Origin of the sequence: Rhodobacter ferrooxidans, assembly GCF_000176015.1 — a bacterium.
Classification (GTDB): domain Bacteria; phylum Pseudomonadota; class Alphaproteobacteria; order Rhodobacterales; family Rhodobacteraceae; genus Pseudorhodobacter_B; species Pseudorhodobacter_B ferrooxidans.
Window position 1 is genome coordinate 239,490 of record NZ_ACYY01000002.1, and the last position, 15,870, is coordinate 255,359.

At 63.7% G+C, this 15,870-nt stretch carries 20 protein-coding genes; 8 read left to right on the forward strand and 12 right to left on the reverse strand.

Going from position 1 to position 15,870, the window contains the following annotated elements; all coding sequences use genetic code 11:
- Positions 1-51: 51 nt before the first annotated feature.
- The 3 genes from RSW2DRAFT_RS02625 to RSW2DRAFT_RS18780 are packed head-to-tail and all read right to left on the reverse strand — an operon-like array spanning position 52 to position 1,262.
- On the reverse strand, positions 52-675 hold the full coding sequence (locus RSW2DRAFT_RS02625) for a DUF5131 family protein (RefSeq protein ID WP_008027775.1): 624 nt from the start codon (positions 673-675) through the stop codon (positions 52-54).
- A gap of 5 nt (positions 676-680) precedes the next feature.
- Entirely contained in the window at positions 681-1,124 is a 444-nt protein-coding gene (locus tag RSW2DRAFT_RS02630) for a hypothetical protein (protein ID WP_008027776.1), read from the reverse strand.
- Positions 1,125-1,163: 39 nt separating this feature from the next.
- The gene (locus RSW2DRAFT_RS18780; RefSeq protein WP_394295232.1) at positions 1,164-1,262 is read right to left on the reverse strand and encodes a hypothetical protein; all 99 of its coding nucleotides are present in this window, start codon (positions 1,260-1,262) and stop codon (positions 1,164-1,166) included.
- Between RSW2DRAFT_RS18780 and RSW2DRAFT_RS17760 the strand changes: the two genes are divergently transcribed.
- From RSW2DRAFT_RS17760 to RSW2DRAFT_RS02640, 3 genes are all read left to right on the forward strand, one after another.
- Positions 1,224-1,448, forward strand: a complete 225-nt coding sequence (locus tag RSW2DRAFT_RS17760; protein WP_156790606.1) for a hypothetical protein — start codon at positions 1,224-1,226, stop codon at positions 1,446-1,448. The two genes, RSW2DRAFT_RS18780 and RSW2DRAFT_RS17760, sit on opposite strands and share 39 nt — an antisense overlap.
- A 73-nt stretch (positions 1,449-1,521) precedes the next feature.
- Positions 1,522-1,761, forward strand: coding sequence for a hypothetical protein (locus tag RSW2DRAFT_RS02635; RefSeq protein ID WP_008027777.1), 240 nt, complete (start codon positions 1,522-1,524; stop codon positions 1,759-1,761).
- Between the two features lie 146 nt (positions 1,762-1,907).
- Positions 1,908-2,738 (forward strand): DNA adenine methylase, encoded by an 831-nt coding sequence (locus RSW2DRAFT_RS02640; RefSeq protein WP_008027778.1) that lies wholly within the window; start codon positions 1,908-1,910, stop codon positions 2,736-2,738.
- 241 nt (positions 2,739-2,979) lie between these two features.
- On the opposite strand, the gene RSW2DRAFT_RS18175 is transcribed toward RSW2DRAFT_RS02640, so the two are convergent.
- The gene (locus RSW2DRAFT_RS18175) at positions 2,980-3,705 is read right to left on the reverse strand and encodes a hypothetical protein (RefSeq protein WP_198008063.1); all 726 of its coding nucleotides are present in this window, start codon (positions 3,703-3,705) and stop codon (positions 2,980-2,982) included.
- 634 nt (positions 3,706-4,339) lie between these two features.
- Complete coding sequence (locus RSW2DRAFT_RS02650) at positions 4,340-5,392, reverse strand: nucleoid-associated protein (RefSeq protein ID WP_040671430.1); 1,053 nt, start codon at positions 5,390-5,392, stop codon at positions 4,340-4,342.
- Between the two features lie 569 nt (positions 5,393-5,961).
- Between RSW2DRAFT_RS02650 and RSW2DRAFT_RS02655 the strand changes: the two genes are divergently transcribed.
- From RSW2DRAFT_RS02655 to RSW2DRAFT_RS02675, 5 genes are all read left to right on the forward strand, one after another.
- Positions 5,962-6,465, forward strand: a complete 504-nt coding sequence (locus tag RSW2DRAFT_RS02655; protein WP_008027781.1) for a type III secretion system chaperone family protein — start codon at positions 5,962-5,964, stop codon at positions 6,463-6,465.
- Between the two features lie 63 nt (positions 6,466-6,528).
- Positions 6,529-7,341 carry a pyrroline-5-carboxylate reductase gene (gene proC / locus RSW2DRAFT_RS02660; protein WP_008027782.1) on the forward strand — a complete coding sequence of 271 codons (813 nt, stop codon included), beginning with the start codon at positions 6,529-6,531 and terminating at the stop codon, positions 7,339-7,341.
- Positions 7,338-7,670: a tRNA-binding protein gene (locus tag RSW2DRAFT_RS02665; RefSeq protein WP_008027784.1), complete on the forward strand. Its 333-nt coding sequence runs from the start codon at positions 7,338-7,340 to the stop codon at positions 7,668-7,670. Before proC ends, RSW2DRAFT_RS02665 begins: the two co-directional genes overlap by 4 nt.
- The gene (locus RSW2DRAFT_RS02670) at positions 7,667-8,620 is read left to right on the forward strand and encodes a 2-hydroxyacid dehydrogenase (RefSeq protein WP_040671431.1); all 954 of its coding nucleotides are present in this window, start codon (positions 7,667-7,669) and stop codon (positions 8,618-8,620) included. Before RSW2DRAFT_RS02665 ends, RSW2DRAFT_RS02670 begins: the two co-directional genes overlap by 4 nt.
- 246 nt (positions 8,621-8,866) lie before the next feature.
- Positions 8,867-9,433 (forward strand): Hint domain-containing protein, encoded by a 567-nt coding sequence (locus tag RSW2DRAFT_RS02675; protein WP_008027787.1) that lies wholly within the window; start codon positions 8,867-8,869, stop codon positions 9,431-9,433.
- On the opposite strand, the gene RSW2DRAFT_RS02680 is transcribed toward RSW2DRAFT_RS02675, so the two are convergent.
- From RSW2DRAFT_RS02680 to RSW2DRAFT_RS02710, 7 genes are all read right to left on the reverse strand, one after another.
- Positions 9,415-11,604 (reverse strand): 3-hydroxyacyl-CoA dehydrogenase NAD-binding domain-containing protein, encoded by a 2,190-nt coding sequence (locus RSW2DRAFT_RS02680; RefSeq protein ID WP_008027790.1) that lies wholly within the window; start codon positions 11,602-11,604, stop codon positions 9,415-9,417. The two genes, RSW2DRAFT_RS02675 and RSW2DRAFT_RS02680, sit on opposite strands and share 19 nt — an antisense overlap.
- A complete protein-coding gene (locus RSW2DRAFT_RS18430; RefSeq protein ID WP_008027794.1) occupies positions 11,601-12,566 on the reverse strand; it encodes a cupin domain-containing protein in 966 nt (321 codons plus the stop codon). The genes RSW2DRAFT_RS02680 and RSW2DRAFT_RS18430 overlap by 4 nt, the downstream gene beginning before the upstream one ends.
- Positions 12,563-13,033 carry a cupin domain-containing protein gene (locus RSW2DRAFT_RS02690; protein ID WP_008027796.1) on the reverse strand — a complete coding sequence of 157 codons (471 nt, stop codon included), beginning with the start codon at positions 13,031-13,033 and terminating at the stop codon, positions 12,563-12,565. The genes RSW2DRAFT_RS18430 and RSW2DRAFT_RS02690 overlap by 4 nt, the downstream gene beginning before the upstream one ends.
- A gap of 30 nt (positions 13,034-13,063) precedes the next feature.
- Positions 13,064-13,465 (reverse strand): hypothetical protein, encoded by a 402-nt coding sequence (locus RSW2DRAFT_RS02695; protein WP_008027798.1) that lies wholly within the window; start codon positions 13,463-13,465, stop codon positions 13,064-13,066.
- Between the two features lie 216 nt (positions 13,466-13,681).
- A complete protein-coding gene (locus RSW2DRAFT_RS02700; RefSeq protein WP_008027800.1) occupies positions 13,682-14,893 on the reverse strand; it encodes an acetyl-CoA C-acetyltransferase in 1,212 nt (403 codons plus the stop codon).
- 9 nt (positions 14,894-14,902) lie between these two features.
- A complete protein-coding gene (locus RSW2DRAFT_RS02705; RefSeq protein WP_008027801.1) occupies positions 14,903-15,538 on the reverse strand; it encodes a glutathione S-transferase family protein in 636 nt (211 codons plus the stop codon).
- 112 nt (positions 15,539-15,650) lie between these two features.
- Complete coding sequence (locus RSW2DRAFT_RS02710) at positions 15,651-15,863, reverse strand: hypothetical protein (RefSeq protein WP_008027803.1); 213 nt, start codon at positions 15,861-15,863, stop codon at positions 15,651-15,653.
- Positions 15,864-15,870 lie beyond the last annotated feature (7 nt).

The window sequence follows — 15,870 nt, forward strand, 5'->3', positions numbered from 1 at the left end:
CACCATTCCCGATTCCAATTGTCCGATCAGACAACTGGCAAGGGTATCGGGTCAACCCGTGATCGCGTCACGGATTGCCTGCGGGACGATGTCGGTCGGGAAGCCATTCCACTCTTCGCCGTCAAGCAGACGACCACCCGATTTCGGTCGCGCCCCACCCCATTGCTTGAAGAAAAAGGCTACCCCGTCTCGATCGCAAATCAAGCGCAGTTCGGTTGCCCACTCTCCCTCCATGACTCGTGCACCTGGGCCGCTCTCGCCGCCCACGATCGCCCAGGCAATGCCCTTCAAGTCAACGTCACCAATCTGACCCAGCAAGCGCTCGAATGAGACAAACCTGGCTTCTGAATTTGTTTCCTTCAGGTGATCGATCCGGCTCTTGTGCGCCGCGTTCTCGACCGACACCCCAAGCCAGATATGGCGCGGGACGCGCCCGCCATAATAGCGACTGCGGATGTAATTGCGCATCAGCGAGCTGCGCTTGGTCAGCACCTGGTAGACATGCCAGTCCGCCAGCCGAAGCTTCGAGGCCTCGGTGATCTGGTCCGCCAGATCCACGATGGCCCCGGCCCGCTTCACCTCGGTGGCGATCTGCTCGGGCGTCAGGGTTTCGTCGCGCAGCCGCTCCAGCTGCGCGAACAGGTGGTCGTTGAGGTCGGCCAGCTTGTTCGTCATGGCCGTCACGCCTTCGACTCGTCAGGCATATCGTCAACTTCTTCCGCCGCCCGCTTCGCCAACGCGGCGCGAAAATCATCCGTTCTTTCCTGATCGACGACCCAGACCGGCACCGGGTTCATCAGCCGCAAGTACAAATGCCGGTCAACGCTGCTCTCACCCAGAAAGAATTCCGGATGATTCGCATGAACCTCGGCGACCTGGTCCCGCATGCGGCTTTCGACGACATCTGCAAATTGCCGCAGAAAATGCGGGATGCACAGGCAGCCGTGCGAAAGGTTGGCCGCGGTGGCGACACGCGAAAGGAAATTGTCGAAACTGCTGAGGTTCACTTCCTCGTCACCAACGGGGTCTTCATGGGCCGTCGCGATGACGCCCAGAATTTGCAGAAGTGCGCCAGGCTCTTGGGCGATGGCGTCGGCAATCGTGTCAGTACTGATGATTTTCATGGTTGTCTCCTTTTCGGGTTGGGGTTCAAGTATTAGCCGTCACGCCTTCGCCAGATCGATGCTGACCGGCTGCCATGGCGCATCCACTGCGTCGCGGCGGTGGCAGCGCACATAGGTCTTCGAGCCTTCGACCCGCATGGCATCGCGGATCAGGGCACCGGCACATTCGGCAACCACGCGCTTTACATCGGGCGGCGCGGCGGCACGTCTTTGCCGTTCAACGGGCGGCTGTATGGGCTGGCCCTGCGGGGTGCGTCTTCTACCACGTCGGAAATCGTCAAAACGGAACGGTATCTGGCGCGCAAGAGCGGGGTGGCGGCATGAGCGGGTTCGAGTTTTCTGCCGTGCTGATCCTGCCTGCCGCCCAACGTGCGGCCGGGATGCGCTGGGGCTGGCGATGGGCTGGGGGCCGGGCAACTATTCAGTGGCGCTGTCGCCGACTGGTGCGGCCCCGGCCACGCATTTCGGCTGCCGCGCGCAGGTGGATCAGGTGTTTACCCAGATGCTGACAGCCCCCCCGGCCGAGGCGCAGCCGCTGCTGGCAGTGCTGGTGGTCGATGTCCGCCCCGGGGCCGATGGGGCGGCGCATTTCGCCGATGTGCTGGCCCGACTCGGGTTGGTGCAACTGACCGAGTGATCGATCAGGCCTTCCCTGCAAGGGAGGCCGGGGGGTGGTGGAACACCCCCCAGACACGGGGTTAACGAGCAAAGAACCCCCCGCCGACCAGTATCACCTTATGGCCGCACCGCCCTTGCGGGCCGCCCATTGAGGCACTGATTCCCATGAAGACCGAGTTAACATCCGTCGCCCCCGTGCGCCCCATCGCCCCCTGGCTGGGCGGCAAGCGCAACCTGGCGAAACGCATCTGCGCCATCATCGATGCCGACGACCGGCACCGCACCTATGCCGAGCCTTTCGTGGGCATGGGCGGCATCTTCCTGCGCCGCTCGATGCGGCCCCAGGCCGAGTTCATCAACGATGCCGGGCGCGACATCTACAACCTGTTCCGGGTGCTGCAGGAGCACTACGTGCCCTTTCTGGACATGCTGCGATTCCAGATCACCACGCAGGCGAACTTCAACCGGCTGGTGGGGGTTGACCCCGACACCCTGACCGACATGCAGCGGGCAGCGCGGTTCCTGTATCTGCAGCGCTGCGCGTTCGGCGGCAAGGTTTCGGGGCGCAATTTCGGGCTGGCGGTGGATAGGCCCGCGCGGTTCAACCTGACCACGCTGCAGTCCGACCTGGAGGCGCTGCACACCCGGCTTTCGGGGGTGACGGTGACCTGCCTCGACTTCGCCGAATTCATCCGCAGGGTCGATCGGCCGGAGGTGCTGTTCTACCTCGATCCGCCCTACTGGGGCTGCGAGGCCGACTACGGCAAGGCGCTGTTCAGCCGCGAGCGGTTCGAGGGCCTGGCGGCGGTTCTGGGGGCTTTGAAGGGGCGTTTCATCCTGTCTTTAAACGACGTTAAAGGGGTGCGTGAAACCTTCGCCGGATTCGAGTTCCGCGAGGTGAAAACCACCTACACGATCGGCGCAGGCGGGGCGTCGCCAGACCGGGCCGAGGTGCTGATCTCGAACTGGCCGCTGGGGCTGGACGGGCCGAGCTGAAGAAGCCGCTTGGCATCGGCGGAGGTGCGCAGCGCGAGAAGCGGTTTTCAGCACGGCTTCAAGATATCTGGGACGGCTCGCCTTCCCCGGCCCCGCTGCGCATCTTTGGAAGTAGCGCGTGAACCCATGGTCTGCAAGCTGAACCCCTGGCGGGTGCCGAAGGATAGGGCGGGCGATGGGCGGGTGGATCAGTAGCTTGGACCTGCGACAGTTTGCACTCGATCGTCAGATGCCCGACGGTTCAGGGTGCCGCGCTGGTGCCAGTCACTGGCAAATCTGTCATTGCTTCACCCCTTAGGGCGGCGCTGAAAGCGTCGGAAAATGCAACGACGGACAACCCAAGAAGCAAGAATACTGCAATGGCGATCGCAAACCGAGCGGCCCAAGTATATGCGCGCTCCGCAGATTCCGCCGGTGAGGTGACCAGAAGGTCATATTCTTCTTTTTGGAGGTAGCGATATAGTCTCTGACGCCAGTCCAACCTGAGCTGCTTTTGGATGGCCATAAAGCGATAGCCATTCCAAATCACCGCCCAAACGTAAAGCAACAATACAACACCAACAACGAAGACAGCGACGCTGAAGGCGGTCCCTTCCACCGGAAGGGAGAGGCGAGCAGCCATCACCCCTATCCCGGTGAACACTGCACCAGCAACGCTGGTAGAAAGTTGCCGTGTGGCCTCCGAAAACCGAGCAGTTTCGTCCGAAACAGTCTTCCGCAGATCAGCCAGCGCTCTCAGTGTGTCTAAGCTGACCTTGTTGAGGCCGACTTGGTGAGCAATTCTGGCGCCCTCGAGGAAGTTTGGGGCAAGCGCGGCAATTCTCGCCGGTTCTTCGTCCGGAAAGGCAGATCTTGCGATCTCCGCTGCAACGAGCGATCGCCGCGTCTCGGCGTCAGAGTTGTTGTCGTAAACCCACATGGCCAGTGTCTGAAGGGACCGGAAATCGACCGGCTCCAACCGCTTCATTCCGGTCGCCTGGCCAAACCGGACAACAGGCGGACCCCTGAAGCTGAACCGCCCATCGTGATCGACTTCATCAGCGAGACAATGTGTCAAGCGAACTGCTGACAGGTCACACCAAGCCTGAACGTGCGGACTCGGTGCATTAAGGACCAAATCTTGATCTCGAAGGAGCCATGGGCTCAGGTCACTCACCACCATGCGGGAATCGCCTGTCTCACGAACCAGTTTTCTCGGATTGGCATCAATACGAGTGGGGATGAATTCGGACTCGTCCCCCCAGGGAGCGAGGCGCATTGAAAGAGTATCGACAGGAACGTCGATACCGGGAATGGCGAGGACGCTCTGGCCATCTCGCCGATCATTTCTCAGCCAGTCCCTGAGCGCGGTAGCAGTCAAGATATGTGTGTACCCACCCGTCGGCTTGGATATCCGCATCTCAAAAGGGGCGAATGCCTCTACAAGCCCGTCGATTCCGGTCTCCTCCCCACCCGTATCTACAGCAACAGTGTGCAGGGATGCCTCGTCCGAGAACTGGAAAAGCTCCTGAGCTTGAGAGAGCGTCAGATTCTTTACCAGTACCTCCGCCCCAGTCTCAATGACCGCAGCACGGCCCGCACCCGCCCATGAGTCCAGAAGGTCAGCGAGCTTTGCTGGAGATGGTCTCATCCTTCGCCAATTCCCCGTCCGTGATGATGGTGAACGTCCATCCCCCCTCCGCTCTATGTTCCTTGAACACGGCCTTGCCTTCAAGTTCGCCGGGATAGTCGATCGTCACATCTTCCTGTGTCTTCAATTTCCTTCGGGGGCGAGTACGAAAGAATTTATCATCCGGTCGGAAGGTCAACCCCTCCAAGTTAGCCGTGCGTAGCGCGCGCGTGGCCTTCTTGTCTATCTCAGAACGCACCGATTCGTCCTCAGGGTTCCCGACGGCGATCCGAACTGCCTCGAGGACCGCGTCCTCATCCACTTGCTCTCGTCTCTGGAGGATGCCCTTTGCAATCCCTACTGCATCTCCCAGGTTGAGGTTTGGGACGTCATTCGAACACGCAATGAACGTCTTGCGGAGAGCTTCGCTGAGTTTGGTGCTCAACTCCTCCTGATCTCGGTGTCTTGTCACATCCAAGTAGACCGCGAAGTACCTAGTGAGATCCGGCGCGTTGCCCATGCGATCGACGGCCGAAACGGCGGCTTCTGCATCGCCGTTCGTGACGCGAACTGTGCAACATTTCTGGATCGCTCGCTTTTCCCGCACGAATGCTTGGACTATCTCGCGCAGGATGTTGCGTTCGCCGTCATGCGCCAGCTCAACGACCGAGCGGTAGTCATACTTGATGAGGCAGAAGAACGCCGTCGCTGGATCCCCGCAACCAAGTTCCACAACGAAGAATGCACCATCGCTGCTAGAGCCGTCATGAGCTTCTGAAAAGCGCCTTGCCAGTTCGAACGCCCCTGCCGCGAAGTCGACCTCGTTTCTTGCGATCTTTTCGATCAGAGCTTTAGTTGGTGATAGGTCGGCAAACTCATGGACGGGGCTAGATGAAACTTCGCGTATTCGAGCCAAGAAGAACTCCAAATGCTCGACACCATCGATCTCCGGCTGCAACGCTATGGGGCGTTCTCGGCCGACGACGTGCAACACCATCCGGCGAATGGCCAACGCACCGATTTCCTCGTCACGAAAAAAACTCAACGTCTACCCCCGAATCCCTAGGCCAATTAGGGAGAGGATGCAGGCGGAGTCTACGACCAGCAAGAATAACCTGAATGGCCCATGCGCAGTTTGGGTGTCGTATCGTCGCACCGTCGAGAGCGTCTGACACCAGTGATCGACCTTCCGATCATGGGTGTCGGCCAGTAGGCATGACATTCTGCAGCCGAGCTCACGCCCTTGGTGGCGATGGCACAACTCCGCAGCAGGTTCTTTTGCCAATTCTGGTGGCGAGCCACACTGGCGGCCTTGATGCCCCGTTGAACACCCCGTTCAACCCCTCTACAAGCTCGGCCGTGGCCGAAAAGTAGTTCAACGACGATACATTTCGCTTGCTGCCAACTCGGTTGTCAAAGTGTGCCAACTCGGGTGGCGAGCCACACACGCGCCAAACTTACCCACAGAAGATTTCTGCAGAAATCACTTTACAGGGTTCCGCTTTGGTCACACCATATCTAGTATAGGTGCAGTTCGGCAAACGCTGTGCCTTGCCAGACACCCAGCTTCTAGTGGGTCGTTTCCCGCCAGAGGCTTAATAGTGAGGCCGGGCGATGTCGCTTTCCGAAGAATACCTGTCAGGCGATGACCTGCACCCGATCGACATGGTGGAATCGCTGGCCGCCGACCATGATTGGGAGTTTGACCGCGTCACCCCCGACCAGATCGCCATGGCGGTGGAAGGCCAGTGGCGCACCTATGCGCTGACGCTCGCGTGGTCGGCGCAGGACGAAACCCTGCGGCTGATCTGCACCTTCGAGATGGAGCCGCCGCTGCACCGCATGGGCGAGCTTTACGATGTGCTGAACCGCTGCAACGACATGGTCTGGACCGGCTGCTTCACCTATTGGACCGAGCAAAAGCTGATGGTCTGGCGCTATGGGCTGACGCTGGCGGGCGGGCAGATGGCCAATATCGAACAGATCGACACGCTGATCTCCGATGCTGTGCTGGCGTCGGAGCGGTTCTATCCGGCGTTCCAACTGGTGTCCTGGGCCGAGAAAACCCCCGCCGACGCAATGAAGGTGGCGATTGCCGAGGCTTACGGCCGGGCCTGACGCGCCCTTGCGGCAGATGCGGCACCCGCCTAACCTTGTCGCGAACAAGCGCGGGGATTGCGGATGAATTTCGACAAGGTGGGCCGTCAGGGGCTGGTGCTGCTGGGTTGCGGCAAGATGGGTTCTGCGATGCTGGCGGGCTGGTTGCGGCAGGGGTTGCCCGCAGCCTCGGTCTGGGTGCAGGAGCCGCATCCGAGCGCGTGGTTGCGCGGCACCGGCGTGCATCTGAACGCAGGCCTCCCCGAAGCGCCGGCCATCGTGCTGGTGGCGGTGAAGCCGCAGATGATGGCCGAGGCTTTGCCCTCGCTGGCGGCCTTGGGCGGTGGGGCGACGCTGTTCCTGTCGGTCGCGGCGGGCACCACAATTGCCTATTATGAAAAGGTGCTTGGGGTGGGGACACCGATCATCCGCGCCATGCCCAACACCCCGGCGGCAGTAACGCGTGGCATCACCGCGATCTGCGGCAATGCGGTGGCGACCGAAGGCGACATGGCACTGGCCGAGGCGTTGCTTTCGGCGGTGGGCAAGGTGGTGCGGCTGGACGGCGAGCATCAGATGGATGCGGTGACGGCGGTATCCGGCTCTGGCCCCGCCTATGTGTTCCACCTGATCGAGGCGATGGCGGCCGCGGGCGAGGCGCAGGGCCTGCCTGCAGCGCTGGCGGCGCAACTGGCGCTGGAAACCGTGGCGGGGGCAGGCGAGCTGGCGCGGCTGGGGCCGGAAGACCCGACGCAGTTGCGCATCAACGTCACCTCGCCCGGCGGCACCACGGCGGCGGCCTTGGCGGTGCTGATGGACGCCGAGACCGGCTTTCCGCCCTTGCTGCGGCGGGCAGTGAAGGCGGCGGCGGATCGCGGGCGGGAGCTGGGCAAGTGATCACTTACGCCGATTTCGAGAAGGTCGATATTCGCGTGGGCCGGATCACCAGGGCCGAGCCCTACCCGGAGGCGCGCAAGCCCGCCTACAAGCTGTGGCTCGATTTCGGGCCGGAGATCGGCGAGAAACGTTCGTCGGCGCAGATCACCGTGCACTATGCGCCCGAGGAATTGATCGGGCGGCAGGTGCTGGCGGTGGTGAACTTTCCGCCCCGGCAGATCGGCAAGGTCATGTCGGAAGTGCTGGTGCTGGGCCTGCCGGATGCAGCGGGCGAGGTGGTGCTGATCGGCCCCGGCCATGACGTGCCCTTGGGGGGGAAACTGTTTTGAAACCGGCGCTTCTGATCACCCGGCGCTTGCCGGACGAGGTGATGGAGGCGGCAGAGGCGGCCTTTGAGGTCACCCTGCGCGACGAAACAGCACCGCTGGATGCCGAGGAGTTGCGCGACGCTTTGCGCGATTTCGATGCGGTGCTGCCGACGCTTGGCGATCGCTTTGATGCCGCGGTTTTTGCCGATGTGCCGCAGCCCCGCGCCCGGATTCTGGCGAATTTCGGGGTGGGCTACAACCATATCGACGCCGAAGCCGCGCGGGCGGCCGGCGTGGTGGTATCGAACACGCCCGGTGCCGTCACCGACGCCACCGCCGATATCGCGCTGACGCTGATCCTGATGACGGCGCGGCGGGCGGGCGAGGGCGAGCGGTTGCTGCGTGCGGGCAGGTGGCAAGGCTGGGGGCCGGTGCAGATGCTGGGCGCCCATGTCACCGGCAAGACGGTGGGCATCATCGGCATGGGCCGGATTGGCAAGGCAATCGCCCGGCGCTGTCATTTCGGCTTTGGCATGACGGTGGTGTTCCACAACCGCTCGGCGCTGGCCGATGTGGGGGTTCCGGCGACGCAGGTCGGCCTGGCGCAGGCGATGGCGGCGGATTTCGTGGTGGTGGCGGTGCCCGGGGGGGCGGCCACGCATCATCTGATCGGCATCAATGAATTCGCGGCGATGCAGTCCTCGGGGATTTTCATCAACATCTCGCGCGGCGATGTGGTGGATGAAGGCGCCTTGGTGGCGACCTTGCAGGCCGGATTGATCGCCGGGGCGGGGCTGGATGTCTATGAGTTCGAGCCGAAGGTGCCTGCGGCCCTGATTGCGCTGGAAAACGTGACGCTGCTGCCGCATCTGGGCACCGCGGCGCTGGAGGTGCGCACGGCCATGGGGCTGATGGCGGTGGCCAATCTGGTGGCTTTGTTTGACGGCGCCGAGGTGCCGAACCGGGTTTGAGGCTGAACGGTCGGAGCCTGCGGCGGGGGTGAAGGCCGTCTCGGAAACGCTCCAGTGGAGCGTTTCAGGCCTGAACGCGCGGAGCGCCGGTTTCCAGAGAAGAAGCCGAAAGTTTGAATCAAATTAACCCGAAGTGTCCAAAGCGCGCCTGAATCCGGCCGCTTGGGTGGCTCGGTTTCCCGGCTTTCTGACGCGTGGGCGCGGCTAAATCTGCTGTGGGGCAGGGGTTGCGAAGTGGGACAGATGATGGGTGGAATATTGGCGGGCACCTATGTGGCCACGCCGAACGGCTGGCGGGCGGTGGAAACGCTACTGCCGGGCGATGTGGTTCTGACTTTTGAATCCGGGCCGCAGGCATTGGTGCGGGTGGAACGGTTGGCGCTGCCGGAGGTGGCCGAGATCGGGTTGCGGCTGGTCTGGCCGTTGAAGGTGCCGGTCGGGGCGATGGAGAACCGTCAGGGCATCGTGCTGTTACCCGAACAGCGGGTGCTGATCGAAAGCGATGCCGCCGAAGAGCTTTATGGCCAGCCCTTTGTGCTGGTGCCAGCGGCGGCGCTGATGGGGTTTCGCGGCATTGATCTGTGCCCGGTGGGCGCGCGCCCGGCCTTTTCGCTGCAGTTTGCAGCCGATCAGATCATCTACGGCGGGCGCGGCATGCTGCTGCATTGCCCGTCGCCCGCCAGCAAGGTGACGGAATACCCGCTGCTGACAGCGGCGCAGGCGCGGACGCTGGTCGCTGGCATGATGGCCGAAGACCTGGGCCGCAGCCTGTATCAGACCGGTTACGGCGGCGGTCAGGCGGCGTTTACCTGAGGCGCGAAGCGGCTGTAGAACTGCTGGTTGCCGGCCGCCATCTCGCGCAGCAGGGTGGGGGCGGCGAAGCGCGGGCCGTGGGCGGCGGCAAGGGCGTCGCAAATCTCCACCGCACGCGGCGTGCCGATCATGTCGAGCCAGGAGAACGGCCCGCCTGACCACGGCGCAAAGCCCCAGCCGAGGATAGCCCCCACGTCGCCTTCACGGATGTCGGTCAGCACGCCGTCTTCCAGCGCCCGCACCGCCTCCAGCACCTGCGCGAACAGCAGGCGGTGTTGCACCTCGGTCAGGTCGGGTTGGCTGGCAGCGACGGGATGGGCGGTGGCAAGCCCCGGCCACAGCCCCTCGCGCTTGCCCTGCGCGTCATAGGCGTAGAACCCGGCATTGGCCTTCTTGCCCAGCCGCCCGGCGTCGGCCATGGCGAACAGCACCGTATCCACCGCGCCATCGGGATAGGCATCGCCCATCGCGGCCCTGGTGGCCTTGGCGATCTTGACCCCCAGATCAATCGAGGTTTCATCGACCAGTTGCAGTGGCCCCAGCGGCATGCCCACCAGCTTGGCCGCGTTTTCCACCAGCGCCGGTTCCACCCCTTCGGCCACCATGCGGATGCCCTCGTTGATGTAGGGGATGATGCAGCGGTTGGCGAAGAAGAACCGCGCGTCGTTGACCACGATCGGGGTCTTGCGGATTTGCCGGACGAAATCCAGCGCCTTGGCGACGGCGGTCGGGCCGGTCTGCTTGCCACGGATGATCTCGACCAGGTTCATCTTGTCCACGGGCGAGAAGAAATGGATGCCGATGAAGGCCTCGGGGCGGGTGCTGGCGCGGGCCAGGCCAGTGATCGGCAGGGTCGAGGTGTTGGTGGCAAGGATGCAACCGGGGCCAGTGGCGGCTTCGACTTTCGCCGTGACCTCGGCCTTCACTTTCGGGTCTTCGAACACCGCCTCGACGACCAGATCGCACCCGGCAAGGGCGGCATAATCGGTGGTGGCACTGATGCGGGCCAGCACTTCGGCCTTCTTTTCCGGCGTCACCTTGCGCCGCGCGATGCCCTTGTCCAGCAGGCTTTCGGCATGGGCGCGGCCACGGTCGGCGGCCTCTTGCGTGGCGTCGATCAGCACCACCTGAATGCCCGCATTGGCGCTGACATAGGCGATGCCGGCACCCATCATGCCCGCGCCGATCACCCCCAGTTTCTGCACGCTCTGGTCAGTCAAGGCAGGCCGGTTGGCGCCCTTCTCCAGCGCCTCCTTGTTGATGAACAGGCTGCGGATCATCGCGGTGGAGGAGGGGTTCATCAGCACATGGGTGAACCAGCGCGCCTCGATCTTCAGGGCGGTATCGAACGGCACCAAAGCGCCTTCATAGACCGCCGACAGCAGCGCCTTCGCCGCAGGGTAAACCCCCATGGTCTTGCCCAGCACCATGGCGCTGGCACCGACAAAGGTCATGAAGCCCGCCGGATGGTAAGGCGCGCCGCCCGGCATCTTGTAGCCCTTGGCGTCCCAGGGCTTGACCAGATCGGCGTCGGTCGCCGCCAGCAGCCATTCCTTCGCCCGGGCAAGCAGCGCATCGGGGGCCACCACCTCGTCGATCAACCCGCCCGCCTTGGCGGATTTCGGGTCGGACAGCTTGCCTTCAAGCAGGTAGGGCGCGGCCATCATTGCCCCCATCTTGCGCGCAAGGCGCGTGGTGCCACCGGCACCGGGGAAGATGCCGACCATGATCTCGGGCAGGCCGATCTTCGCCTTCGGGTTGTCGGCGGCAAAGATGCGGTGGCAGGCGAGGGGAAGCTCCAGCCCGATCCCCAACGCGGTGCCGGGCAGGGCGGCGGCAATCGGCTTGCCGCCCTTCAGGGTTTTCGGGTCCATGCCGGCACGCTCGATCTTGCGCAGCACGGCGTGCATCGCCATCACCCCGTCAAAGATCGCCTGAGCGCCGCCGGCCCGCATCTCGGCGATGACGTTCAGATCCATGCCGCCGGCGAAATCCTTCTTGCCCGAGGTGATCAGGATGCCCTTCACCCCCGGATCGGCCAAGGCCGCATCCATCGCTGCATCCAGTTCGGCAAAGCCTGCCAGCGACATCACGTTCATCGACTTGGCCGGAACGTCCCAGGTGATGGTGGCGATGCCGTCGGCGTCGGTGGTCATGGTGAAATCGGTCATGGAAGCCTCCTGTCGATCGGGGTGCCGTCGGCGCTTGTGTAGCGTCGGGCGGGGCCGGTCTTGTGGGTGATCAGGTCGTGGTCGGGGTAGTGGATGATGTCATCGGCAAGCCGGGTGCCGAGGGTCAGATACAGCGTCTCGCCCGGGCCATCATTGCGCAACTGGTGCGCGGTAGCCTGACCGGCAGGCCAGCAGACCATGTCGCCGGGGTTCAGCCGGGTTTCCTGATCCTCGATCAGCGTCGGATGGCCCGACAGGATCAGCACCAGTTCATCCTCGGCTTCGTGCCAATGGCGGAACGACGACCGGCTGCCTGCAGGCAGACGCTCCAGATGCACGCCGAATTGCGACAGCCCGCCGACATCGCCCAGAATGGCATGGCTATAGGGGCCAAGGCCGCCGCCCAGCACCGGGTGGGCATAGCTATCCTCCAGCACCCATTGCCGCGTGGCCGCCCGCAAGATGCGTGGCATCGGCCGGTCATAGGGCGTGCCCCAGACCGGCGGCAGGTTCAGAAGTTCCGGCGGCAGATCGCCTTGCCGTTCCACCCCGCCGTCGCCGTTGCAAACCGTCCAGCGTGTGGGGCCGTTCACCTGTCGCCAGCCGCTGTCGGGATAGTGGCAGACATCGCCCGCCACCCGGCTGCCGACGATCAGGTAACGGCAAGGGGCAGCACCGCGGTTGGTGACGTGATGCGCATTGGGGTCGCCGTGACGCCAGCAGGCGGCATCATCGGGCACCAGATCATGGGCACCATCATCGTCGATCACCGTGGCGACACCTTCCAGAACGAAAAGAAACTCGTCCTCGGCCTCGTGCCAATGGCGTTTGGACGAATATGCCCCCGGTTGCAGCGTATCGACATAGGCACCGAACTGGGTCAGTCCGCCCGCCACCGAAAGGTGCAGCGTGTGGCAGCCGTTCTCGCCGCTGACCGGCGCGCGCAAGGGATCGACGATCATCGCGGGCCGCTCCAGTCGCTGCCGTCCTTGTGCAGGAAGCGGGCCTTGCCGCCCGACATTTCGACCTGCATGTCGATATCGGAATAGGTGGCCACCTCGTGCGCGGCCTTGCTGCCAATCACCAGAAACCGCGCCTCGGTATCGGTGCGGTTCAGGAAATGGTGGCCATCGGAGTTGCCCGCCGGAAAGGCCGCGCAATCGCCGGGGTGCATGTCGGTGGCGCCTGCGTCCTGCACCAGGGTGCAGATGCCTTGCGTGACCATGACAAATTCATCCTCGGCGGCGTGCCAGTGCCGCAAGGACGACATCGCACCCGGTTGCAGGATCACCAGATTGGCGCCGAATTGCGTGAGGCCTCCCGCCGCACCCAGCCGCAGGCTGCTGCGCCCGGCCATCTGGCTGGCATAGGGTTCGGGATAGATGCTGCCGGTCTTCAGCGGCACCTTTGTCAGGTCAAGCTTGGGCATGGGCGGCCTCCGGTGCGGTGGCCTGCGAGGTCAGGCGCGGAAGGCCTGGGTCGGCTGCGCTGGCACCATTGCGGCGTCGAAGGATTTGAGCACCGACACCATCTCGACGCAGATGTGGTCGCGTCGGTCGCGGCAATGATAGACGAATTCCGAAACGCCGAACTCGGTGCCCGCGGCATCGAAATGCAGCCAACTGGTCCAGATGCGGAAGCGGCTGTGCCGCGGCAATTCCACCGCCTTGACCCGCGGCCGGATGGTCGCACTGTCCAGCCCGGCCAGCATCAGGCGATAGCCGCGCATGGACGCCACCAGCGCATCCGGGGTGACGAACAGCATCATCTGCCCTTCGACCTCCATCGCCAGCGGAAAGTCGTAGATCCCGACGAATTGCCGGAAATTGCCCGCGTTGAAGGCGTGGGCATGCTGGTCCATCAAATCTCGCGCGCGTGCATACATCGGGGGCCGGGCCTGAGCGAAAATTCAAACAGCGAAGAATAACCCGGATGGGCCAAGTGATGCGACCTTTAGCGCCCTTGTTTGCGCAAAATACGACAACCGGCGCGGGAATCAATGGGATTTTCATGCCGCTTGACGCGCATAAAGGAAAATCAGCGTCGATTCCGGTCGAAAACTTGCCCCGCCGCATGGTCACACCCGTTCGATGATCGTCGCCACGCCCATGCCGGAGGCGATGCACAGCGTCGCCAGCCCCACCGATTTTCCGCTGCGCTCCAGCTCGTCCAGCAGGGTGCCGATGATCATGGCACCGGTGGCGCCCAGCGGGTGGCCCATGGCAATCGCCCCGCCGTTGACGTTGACCCGGGCGGGATCGACGTTGAAAGCCTGCTGGAACAGCAACACCACGGCGGCGAAGGCCTCGTTGACCTCGAACAGGTCGATGTCGGAAATTGACATGCCGGCTTCGCGCAGGATCTTTTCGGTCACCGGCACCGGGCCGGTCAGCATGATGCTGGGTTCGGTGCCGATCTTGGCGGTTGCGCGAATACGGGCGCGGGGTTGCAGGCCGAACTTCACGCCAAACTCGCGGTTGCCGATCAGCACCGCAGCGGCGCCATCGACAATGCCGCTGGAGTTGCCCGCATGGTGGACATGTTCGATCTTCTCAAGTTGCGGATAGCGCATCAGCGCCACCTTGTCGAAACCGGGCATGGTTTCGCCCATGTCCTTGAAGGCCGGGCGCAGGGCGGCAAGGCTGGCCATGTCGGTGGCCGGGCGCATGTATTCGTCGCGGGCCAGAATGGTCAGGCCGTTCTGATCCAGCACCGGCACGATGGAGCGGGCAAACCGCCCCTCTGCCCAGGCTTGCGCCGCCCGCCGCTGGCTTTCCACCGCCAGCGCGTCGGCCTGCTGGCGGCTGAAGCCATATTTCGTGGCGATCAGGTCGGCGGAAATGCCTTGCGGCACGAAATGGACCTTCATCGCCAGAGACGGGTCGGCGGCAATCGCAGCACCATCGCTGCCCATGGCAACGCGCCCCATCATCTCGACCCCGCCGGCGATATAGCCGTTCCCGGCGCCGCCGCGCACCTGATTGGCGGCAAGGTTCACCGCCTCGATGCCAGAGGCGCAGAAGCGGTTGATCGCCAGGCCGGGGATGGTTTCGTCAAGGTCCGACGCCAGCACCGCCGAGCGGGCCAGGCAGCCACCCTGCTCGCCCACCGGGGTGACGTTGCCCCAGATCACATCCTCGACCGCAGCGCCGACAAGCCCGTTGCGCGCCTTGACCGCGTTCAGCATCCGGGCCGAAAGCGCCAACGCCGTGACCTCGTGCAGCGCGCCGTCGGGGCGGCCCTTGCCGCGGGGGGAACGCAGGGCGTCGTAGATGAAGGCGTCGGTCATGGTGGCTCCTTAGGCGCGGTCGGACGGGTTGCCGGGCATCAGATCATAGGGAAGCTGCCAGCCGGGCAGGGCGGAAATCCGGCCCAGCCAGGCGTCGATATGCGGCCAGTCGGTGCGGGAAAAGCCGAAGGGCTCGGGGTAGAACAGATAGCCGCAGCAGGAGAGGTCAGCGATGGTGACGGCGTCGCCCACCAGCCATTTGTGCGCGGCAAGGTGGTCGTCCAGCACGGTATAGGCGGCTTTCAGGCGGCCTTGCAGGAAGGGGATGACGCCGGCGGGGCGTTTGTCTTCGGGCATGAAATTGGCCAGAAAGCGGGTGGTGCCGATCTGGGTGGACAGTTTGTGATTGTCCCAGAACAGCCAGCGCAGGATGTCGCGCCGCGCCGCCGCCGACCGCCCGCCCAGCTTGCCGGATTTGGAGCTGATATAGTCGAGGATCACCCCCGACTGGGTCAGCGTGGTATCGCCATCGACCAGCACCGGCACCTCGCCCATCGGGTTCAGGGCGCGGAACGCCGGGCTGCGGGTCTCGCCGTTGAAGAAATCGACGTAGACCGGCTGCCATTCCATGTCGGCCAGCGTCAGGGCCAGCGCCACCTTGTAGGCATTGCCGGATTCGCCAAAGCAATAAAGTTTTGTGGTCATCGGCGGGGCACTCCGTTGTTGGCGACGGCAGCGGGGGTTTCACACCCCCGCACCCCCGTGGGATATTTGTGCAAAGGTGAAAAGTGGAGTGCGGGTGTGGGGCGGCGGGCGGTCATGCCTTGCGATCCTCCAGTTCCGAATTGAACAGCCGCAGGCGGTGGGTCAGGTTGTCTTCGTTGATCACCGAGGTGAAGTTTTCAAAGAGGAACGACAGCGCCTCGCCTTCGTCCAGCCCTGCCTCGGTGGCAAAGCGTTTCAGGCGGCGGTAGCCGTCTTCGGTCATGGCGACGGGGAAGCGGCGGGTCAGGCGAAAGCGTTTGGGCATGGTATCC

Excerpts from the sequence above, each read along its gene's own strand:
- RSW2DRAFT_RS02690 (WP_008027796.1), bottom strand. The coding sequence starts at position 13,033 with ATGCCCAAGCTTGACCTGACAAAGGTGCCGCTGAAGACCGGCAGCATC.
- RSW2DRAFT_RS18175 (WP_198008063.1), bottom strand. The coding sequence starts at position 3,705 with ATGAAGCGGTTGGAGCCGGTCGATTTCCGGTCCCTTCAGACACTGGCC.
- RSW2DRAFT_RS18780 (WP_394295232.1), bottom strand. The coding sequence starts at position 1,262 with ATGCGGGTCGAAGGCTCGAAGACCTATGTGCGCTGCCACCGCCGCGAC.
- RSW2DRAFT_RS02700 (WP_008027800.1), bottom strand. The coding sequence starts at position 14,893 with ATGACCGACGCCTTCATCTACGACGCCCTGCGTTCCCCCCGCGGCAAG.
- RSW2DRAFT_RS02655 (WP_008027781.1), top strand. The coding sequence starts at position 5,962 with ATGTCGCTTTCCGAAGAATACCTGTCAGGCGATGACCTGCACCCGATC.
- RSW2DRAFT_RS02710 (WP_008027803.1), bottom strand. The coding sequence starts at position 15,863 with ATGCCCAAACGCTTTCGCCTGACCCGCCGCTTCCCCGTCGCCATGACC.
- RSW2DRAFT_RS02635 (WP_008027777.1), top strand. The coding sequence starts at position 1,522 with ATGGGCTGGGGGCCGGGCAACTATTCAGTGGCGCTGTCGCCGACTGGT.
- RSW2DRAFT_RS02705 (WP_008027801.1), bottom strand. The coding sequence starts at position 15,538 with ATGACCACAAAACTTTATTGCTTTGGCGAATCCGGCAATGCCTACAAG.
- proC (WP_008027782.1), top strand. The coding sequence starts at position 6,529 with ATGAATTTCGACAAGGTGGGCCGTCAGGGGCTGGTGCTGCTGGGTTGC.
- RSW2DRAFT_RS02675 (WP_008027787.1), top strand. The coding sequence starts at position 8,867 with ATGGGTGGAATATTGGCGGGCACCTATGTGGCCACGCCGAACGGCTGG.
- RSW2DRAFT_RS18430 (WP_008027794.1), bottom strand. The coding sequence starts at position 12,566 with ATGATCGTCGATCCCTTGCGCGCGCCGGTCAGCGGCGAGAACGGCTGC.
- RSW2DRAFT_RS02625 (WP_008027775.1), bottom strand. The coding sequence starts at position 675 with ATGACGAACAAGCTGGCCGACCTCAACGACCACCTGTTCGCGCAGCTG.
- RSW2DRAFT_RS02630 (WP_008027776.1), bottom strand. The coding sequence starts at position 1,124 with ATGAAAATCATCAGTACTGACACGATTGCCGACGCCATCGCCCAAGAG.
- RSW2DRAFT_RS02695 (WP_008027798.1), bottom strand. The coding sequence starts at position 13,465 with ATGGACCAGCATGCCCACGCCTTCAACGCGGGCAATTTCCGGCAATTC.
- RSW2DRAFT_RS02680 (WP_008027790.1), bottom strand. The coding sequence starts at position 11,604 with ATGACCGATTTCACCATGACCACCGACGCCGACGGCATCGCCACCATC.
- RSW2DRAFT_RS02640 (WP_008027778.1), top strand. The coding sequence starts at position 1,908 with ATGAAGACCGAGTTAACATCCGTCGCCCCCGTGCGCCCCATCGCCCCC.